At 54.9% G+C, this 1,302-nt stretch carries 2 protein-coding genes and 1 pseudogene; all 3 read right to left on the minus strand.

What is annotated here, in order from left to right:
- Positions 1 to 71: 71 nt before the first annotated feature.
- Positions 72 to 224 (minus strand): annotated as a pseudogene (locus tag AAAB35_RS15565) (ATP-dependent DNA ligase); the annotation flags it as partial.
- A 3-nt stretch (positions 225 to 227) separates the two neighbouring features.
- Positions 228 to 830, minus strand: coding sequence for an IS630 family transposase (locus AAAB35_RS15570; RefSeq protein WP_246734392.1), 603 nt, complete (start codon positions 828 to 830; stop codon positions 228 to 230).
- Positions 754 to 1,179, minus strand: a complete 426-nt coding sequence (locus tag AAAB35_RS15575) for a winged helix-turn-helix domain-containing protein (RefSeq protein ID WP_246733819.1) — start codon at positions 1,177 to 1,179, stop codon at positions 754 to 756. The genes AAAB35_RS15570 and AAAB35_RS15575 overlap by 77 nt, the downstream gene beginning before the upstream one ends.
- Between the last annotated feature and the right edge of the window lie 123 nt (positions 1,180 to 1,302).

A 1,302-nucleotide genomic window follows, 5' to 3' on the forward strand; every position in this document is an offset into this window, starting at 1 on the left:
ACTCGCAGAAGCCCACGAGGCTTCGCCGCAGCCAGAGACATACCGCGGGAACAGATCAGGCTGGTGACCAATTAGGCAGGATCGTCCAATTCGTAGACCGCCCCATTATCCTGCTTTTCGCGCAGCCCCTTATAGGACGCATGGCGTAGCTTGCCGTCATGCGTCCAAGCGCGGTACTCAATCTCGGCAATCAGCGTCGGCTGCACCCACACTAAAGCTTGTCGCATCTAAATCGCCTCATACCCTGCGGCCTTGAAGTAGTTTCGACATTCGTCAACGGAGAACAATGCGCAGATGTCGCTGAGGGCATTCGATATTGCGTCGAAGCTCCTTGCGGCTTTCTTTCGTAGGAGCGACTTGAGTTTCGAGAAGGCCATCTCGATTGGGTTCAAGTCGGGCGAATAGGCCGGTAGGAACAGCAGCCTGGCACCGGTTTGTCTGATGAGTTTTTCGGCCTTTTGGCTTTTGTGGAAACGGACATTATCGGCAATGACGATGTCGCCCTTTGATAGAGTTGGGACAAGTTGCGTTTCGATCCAAGTCTCGAATATCTCGGCATTCATTGGTGCGTTGACAATCCATGGCGCGACCATGGAATGCGATCTGAGGCCAGCGATAAACGTCTGCGTCTTCCAGGATCCGAAAGGCGCATGACTGCGGTAACGGTGACCCCGTAACGACCAACCGGAGCGTTTTGTCAGCTTTGTGCTCGTCGACGTCTCATCGATAAAAGTGAGGCGTGCCAGGGCCTTATCAAAAAACGGCTTGCGCCTTTCGATCCATAGACTTCTCGCCCGGGCGATTTCCGGACGAAGCTGCTCGCTTGCCATCAGGCTTTTTTTTGTGGCTTAACCCGAGCCGGTGCAACATGCGGCCGACGCTCGAGCGATGCACAATTACGCCGCGCTCGGCAAGCTCGACGCACAATTCATCAAGCGTCAATTCACCCTTCTCAGCCATACGTTCACGAAACCACGCACCGTGGTCACTTAACTTGCCGCCACCAATATGACCCTGTCGTCTCGGCGACAGAGAGCCCGTCTCCCGCTTCAGGATAACAAGGTTATTCACAAATCGAGGCGACACCCGGAAATGACGGGACGCCTCGCGATGGGTGTTGCCCTCTTCAACGAATGCAATAACACGGGAACGCAACTCGATCGGATGTGATTTGCCCATGATCGGTCTCCTTCCAGCTACGAAGGAATCACAAATCGGCCGATTCGAGAACCTGAATCAAAAAACGGGCGACGCGCTTTAGTCAACCGCCGGGCCGGCATTTCTGCCCGGACGTCATGGCAC

Origin of the sequence: Phyllobacterium sp., assembly GCF_037994425.1 — a bacterium.
Lineage (GTDB): Bacteria > Pseudomonadota > Alphaproteobacteria > Rhizobiales > Rhizobiaceae > Phyllobacterium.

Bases quoted from the DNA above. Each gene is read 5' to 3' on its own strand.
- AAAB35_RS15570 (WP_246734392.1), bottom strand. From the start codon at position 830: ATGGCAAGCGAGCAGCTTCGTCCGGAAATCGCCCGGGCGAGAAGTCTA.
- AAAB35_RS15575 (WP_246733819.1), bottom strand. From the start codon at position 1,179: ATGGGCAAATCACATCCGATCGAGTTGCGTTCCCGTGTTATTGCATTC.